Source organism: Streptomyces sp. NPDC043861, from assembly GCF_056435905.1.
In genome coordinates, this window is sequence record NZ_JBWKDP010000032.1 from 1 (window position 1) to 5,711 (window position 5,711).

General features: G+C 67.7%; 5 protein-coding genes. 4 read left to right on the plus strand and 1 reads right to left on the minus strand.

Going from position 1 to position 5,711, the window contains the following annotated elements:
- On the minus strand, positions 1-1,047 hold a 1,047-nt coding region (locus AC068D_RS35510; RefSeq protein WP_478827282.1), incomplete at its 3' end, for an alpha-amylase family glycosyl hydrolase.
- A gap of 364 nt (positions 1,048-1,411) precedes the next feature.
- Here AC068D_RS35510 and AC068D_RS35515 point away from each other — a divergent pair.
- The 4 genes from AC068D_RS35515 to AC068D_RS35530 all read left to right on the plus strand — a co-directional run.
- Entirely contained in the window at positions 1,412-2,686 is a 1,275-nt protein-coding gene (locus AC068D_RS35515) for an extracellular solute-binding protein (protein WP_478827283.1), read from the plus strand.
- A gap of 16 nt (positions 2,687-2,702) precedes the next feature.
- Positions 2,703-3,716, plus strand: a complete 1,014-nt coding sequence (locus tag AC068D_RS35520; RefSeq protein ID WP_478827284.1) for a carbohydrate ABC transporter permease — start codon at positions 2,703-2,705, stop codon at positions 3,714-3,716.
- Positions 3,710-4,561, plus strand: coding sequence for a sugar ABC transporter permease (locus tag AC068D_RS35525; protein ID WP_478827286.1), 852 nt, complete (start codon positions 3,710-3,712; stop codon positions 4,559-4,561). Before AC068D_RS35520 ends, AC068D_RS35525 begins: the two co-directional genes overlap by 7 nt.
- Positions 4,562-4,619: 58 nt before the next feature.
- Positions 4,620-5,711: alpha-amylase family glycosyl hydrolase (locus AC068D_RS35530; RefSeq protein ID WP_478827285.1), on the plus strand; the 1,092-nt coding region annotated here is incomplete at its 3' end.

The following is a 5,711-nucleotide window of genomic DNA, read 5'->3' on the forward strand; positions in this document are numbered from 1 at the left end:
GCCGACGGGGCCCTCGCCGTAGCGGGTCGGGTGACGGACGACGTCATGGTTGGACAGCACCCAGGTGGTGGGAGCCCCCACCGACGCCGCGGCCGCCAGAGAGGCGTCGACGACCTCCCGCATCCGGTCCGGATCCCAGGGGCAGCGAAGGAACTGGAAGTTGAACGCCTGGTGCAGCTCGTCGGGGCGCACATACAGTGCGAGCCTCTCGGGCGTCGGCGCCCAGGCCTCCGCGACTCCGATGCGTTCGCCGTCGTAGGAGTCCAGCAGGCGCCGCCAGGTGCGGTGGATCTCGTGCACACCGTCCTGGTCGAAGAACGGCAGCACCTGCGCGCCGATCATCTTGGCCTGCTCCCGCAGGCCGATGTCGGGCAGGCCGTCCGCCTTGACCATGCCGTGCGCCACATCGACCCGGAAGCCGTCGACGCCGAGGTCCAGCCAGAAGCGCAGCACGGAGGCGAATTCCTCGTGGACGGCGGGCTCGTCCCAATTGAGGTCGGGCTGCTCGGGGGCGAACAGATGGAGATACCAGTCGCCGTCGCCCGCCCGGGTCCAGGCCGGTCCGCCGAACACCGACTCCCAGTCGTTGGGCGGAAGTTCGCCGTCGCCGCCCCTGCCGGGCCGGAAGTGGTAGTACGCCCGCTCGGGGCCGCCGGCCAGTGCCGCGCGGAACCAGGCGTGCTGGTCGGAGGTGTGGTTGGGGACGATGTCGACGATCACCCGCAGGCCCAGGCGATGGGCCTCGCGGACCAGGTCGTCGGCGTCCGACAGATCACCGAAGAGGGGGTCGACGGCCCGGTAGTCGGAGACGTCGTAGCCGCCGTCGGCCTGCGGCGACGCATAGAAGGGGGTCAGCCAGACCGCGTCCGCGCCCAGCGCGGCGACATGGGGGAGGCGCTCGCGGATCCCGCGCAGATCGCCGATGCCGTCGCCGTCGCTGTCGGCGAAGGAGCGGACGTACACCTGATAGATGACGGCATCCCGCCACCAGTCCCGCGTCCGCCGGGCGAGCTGCGGCGAGGTGGTCGTGCTGAGCTCCTGCGTCATGGACGGTCCCCTTCGGATCCCTCGGATGCCTGCCGGTGCTGCGGATGCCTGATTCGGGATGTTCCGGATCTACCGGTTCAACGCCGACCCTCTCTCGAAGGTAACAGCGCTGCAATCTCTTGCGGAAGCAGTTTCGCAACTCACCGGAGCCGACCACACACGGCATAGGGGGCGGTCAGGGGCCTTGCGAGCGCACCAATCCGTGGCTGACAAGGTTCGTGTCGGCCACCGTGAGGACACGCGGATGTAACGATCCCCGTCTCTTGCGGAAATATCTCGCAAGCTCTTTCGGTCTTCTTTCAACCTTGTTACGTTCCTCGACGAATCGGCGCCGTGATGGAGCGGCCCCATCGAAGGAGTTCACATGCGACGTGGCATAGCGGCCACCGCTCTGGTCGCGAGCCTGGCGCTCTCGGCGACCGCGTGCGGCGGCGACGACACCGAGGGTGCGAAGAACAGCTCTGGCGGCAAGCTGTCGGGCACGGTCACCTGGTGGGACACCTCGACTGTCGGCAGCGAGGACAAGGTCTTCAAGAAGCTCGCCGAGGGCTTCACCAAGAAGCACCCCGACGTCAAGATCAAGTATGTGAATGTGCCCTTCGGTGAGGCACAGAACAAGTTCAAGAACGCCGCCCAGTCCGGCTCCGGCGCCCCCGACGTCATCCGCTCCGAGGTCGCCTGGACCCCCGAGTTCGCCGACCTCGGCTACCTCGCCCCGCTCGACGGCACCGCAGCGCTGAAGGACGAGAAGGACTTCCTGGAGCAGGCCGCCGCCTCCACGAAGTACGCGGGCAAGACCTACGGCGTTCCGCAGGTCATCGACACCATGGGCGTCTTCTACAACAAGAAGATCTTCAAGGAGGCCGGTGTCGAGGTTCCCGGCACCATCGCCGAGCTGAAGACCGCCGCCAAGGCCATCAAGGCCAAGACCGGCAAGACCGGTATGTACCTGCGCGGCGACGACGCGTACTGGTTCCTGTCCTTCCTCTACGGTGAGGGCGGCGACCTGGTCGACGCCAAGAACAAGAAGATCACCGTCGACAACCCGGCCGGCGTCAAGGCCATGAAGGTCGTCAAGGACCTGGTCGACTCCGGTGCCGCGAAGACCGACGCCACCGACGGCTGGAACAACATGCAGTCGGCCTTCAAGGACGGCAAGGTCGCCATGATGATCAACGGCCCGTGGGCCGTCGCCGACACCTACGCCGGCAAGGAGTTCAAGGACAAGGCGAACCTCGGTGTCGCCCCCGTCCCCGCAGGCTCGGCCGGCCAGGGCGCCCCGCAGGGCGGCCACAACCTCGCCGTCTACGCGGGCTCCAAGAACCTGGACGCCTCCTACGCCTTCGTCGAGTACATGAGCTCCGTCGAGGCCCAGACCCAGGTCGCCAAGGAACTCAACCTGCTCCCGACCCGCACCTCCGTCTACTCCAACCCGCAGGTCGCGGCCAACGAGATCGTCGGCTTCTTCAAGCCGGCCGTCGACAAGGCCGTCGAGCGTCCCTGGATCCCCGAGGGCGGCAGCCTCTTCGCCCCGCTCGTGACCGAGTACACCAAGGTCCTCACCGGCCAGACCACCCCGGACAAGGGAGCCTCGACGGCGGGCGACGCCTACCGCAAGCTCCTCAAGGACTGGAAGTAAGGGAAGAGACCGACTGATGGCTGTCCACACCAGCGGCCAGTCGGTGGCGAAGGCCGCGGAGCCCAACAGGGCCCGCGGCCATCGCCGCGACTCCGCAGGGGCCCCCGGCCCGCTGCGCCGCGCGCTCTCCACCCACTGGTACGCCTGGGTCATGGTCGCCCCCGTGGTGGTCGTGATCGGGGCGATCATCGGCTATCCGCTCGTCCGCGGCGTCTATCTGTCACTGACGAACGCCAACGAGCGGAACGTCGAGCGGTCGATCGGGGTCAACCACCTCCCGGCGACCTACGAAAACGTCGGACTCGACAACTACACCGACGCACTCACCGGAAGCCAGTTCCTCGACACCCTCGGGTGGACGCTGGTGTGGACGGTCTCCTGCGTGGCCGTCACCTTCGGTCTGGGTCTTGCCCTCGCCAACATCCTCAACCGCAGGATCGCCGGCCGGTCGCTGTACCGGATGATGCTGATCCTGCCCTGGGCCGTGCCCGGCTTCGTCTCCGTCTTCGCCTGGCGCTTCCTCTACAACGAGGACAACGGCCTGCTCAACAAGCTCCTCGCGGGCGGCGGCATCGACGCCGTGCCGTGGCTGAACGACCCGCTGTGGGCCAAGTTCTCGGTGATCGCCGTGAACGTTTGGCTCGGCGTCCCGTTCATGATGGTCGCCCTGCTCGGAGGCCTGCAGTCGATCCCCGGCGAGCTGTACGAGGCCGCCGAGATGGACGGCGCGAACGCCTGGCAGCGGTTCCGGCACATCACCATGCCCGGTCTGCGGTCGGTGTCCACCACCGTCGTCCTGCTCAGCACCATCTGGACCTTCAACATGTTCCCGGTGATCTTCCTGCTGACGCGGGGTGGTCCCGGTGAAGCCACCCAGATCCTGGTGACCCAGGCCTACAAGTTCTCGTTCGAGATCAGCCCGCGCGACTTCGCGCAGTCCTCGACGTGGGGCGTGCTGATCCTCGTCCTCCTGATGCTCTTCGCCGCGGTCTACCGGCGAGTCCTCCGCAAGCAGGGAGAAACCTGGTGACCACGACCAACGCCCCGCTGCGCGGCCGCCGTTCGCCGCTGGCCTCGGCCGCACTGCATCTGACGCTCCTCGTCGCGTCCGTGATCGCCGTCTTCCCGGTGCTGTGGGTCTTCCTGACCTCCATCAAGCCGGCGGAGTACGCCACGACCACCGACTTCTTCAAGGAGACGACCTTCGAGAACTACACCGGGCTGCTGAACGACACCCCGTTCCTCACCTGGTTCGGCAACTCGCTGGTCGTCGCGGGCCTCACCACGGTCCTCGGCGTCTTCGTCGCGTCCACCACCGGCTATGCCGTCAGCCGCTTCCGCTTCCCGGGGAAGCGCGGACTGATGTGGACGCTGCTCATCACCCAGATGTTCCCGGTCGCGGTCCTCATCGTGCCGATCTACAACATCATGGCGGGTATGGGCCTGCTCAACGAGCCGGCCGGTCTGGTCATCACGTACCTCACCATCGCCGTGCCGTTCTGCGCCTGGATGATGAAGGGCTTCTTCGACACCATTCCGCGGGAGATCGACGAGTCCGGGCAGGTCGACGGGCTCACCCCGTTCGGCACCTTCTGGCGACTGATCCTGCCGCTCGCCAAGCCCGGCATCGCGGTCACCGCGTTCTACTCCTTCATCACGGCGTGGGGCGAGGTGGCCTATGCCTCCGCGTTCATGGTCGGTGACGAGAACCTCACGCTGGCGGGCGGACTGCAGAAGTTCGTCAACCAGTACGGCGCCCAGTGGGGCCCGATGACCGCGGCCTCCGTGCTCATCGCGATCCCCGCCGCGCTGGTCTTCCTCCTCGCACAGCGGCATCTGGTGACGGGTATGTCCGCCGGCGCCGTCAAGGGCTGAGCCCCCCACGGCTCACCCCCTCAACCACCTTCCGCATCCGACGACACCCAGGGATGAAATGACCCAGCACCTCGCCGCCCCCACCCACCCGACCAGTGGCATGCGCACCGGCTGGTGGCGGGACGCGGTGATCTACCAGGTCTATCCGCGCAGCTTCGCCGACGGCAACGGCGACGGCATGGGCGATCTCGCAGGGATACGCAGCCGGCTCCCCTACCTCAAGGAGCTCGGTGTCGACGCGGTCTGGCTCAGTCCGTTCTATGCGTCCCCGCAGGCCGACGCCGGTTACGACGTCGCCGACTACCGGGCCATCGACCCGATGTTCGGCACGCTCCACGACGCCGACGCGCTGATCCGCGGCGCCCACGCCCTGGACCTGCGCGTCATCGTCGACCTCGTGCCCAACCACTGCTCGGACCGGCACGACTGGTTCCGGCAGGCCCTGCGGGAGGGCCCCGGCTCCCGGCTGCGCGAGCGCTTCCACTTCCGTCCCGGCAAGGGCGAGCACGGTGAACTGCCCCCCAACGACTGGGAGTCCATCTTCGGCGGGCCCGCCTGGACCCGGGTCGAGGACGGCGAGTGGTACCTCCACCTCTTCGCGCCCGAGCAGCCGGACTTCAACTGGGAGCACCCCGCCGTCCAGGACGAGTTCCGTTCGATCCTCCGCTTCTGGCTGGACCTCGGCGCCGACGGCTTCCGCGTCGACGTCGCCCACGGCCTGGTGAAGGCGCCGGGTCTGCCCGACATCGGCGGCAGCGACCAGCTGAAGCTGCTCGGCAACGACGTCATGCCGTTCTTCGACCAGGACGGTGTCCACGAGATCTACCGCTCCTGGCGGCGGATCCTCGACGAGTACGAGGGCGAGCGCATCCTCGTCGCCGAGGCATGGACCCCGACCGTCGAGCGCACCGCCATGTACGTCCGCCCCGACGAGATGCACCAGGCGTTCAATTTCCAGTACCTGACGACCAACTGGGAATCGAAGGAGCTGCGCGAGGTCATCGACGGCTCGCTGGCCGCGATGCGCCCCGTCGGCGCCCCCACCACCTGGGTGCTGTCCAACCACGACGTCACCCGGCATGTCACCCGCTTCGCCAACCCGCCCGGCCTCGGCACCCAGCTGCGCGAGCAGGGCGACCGCGAGCTCGGG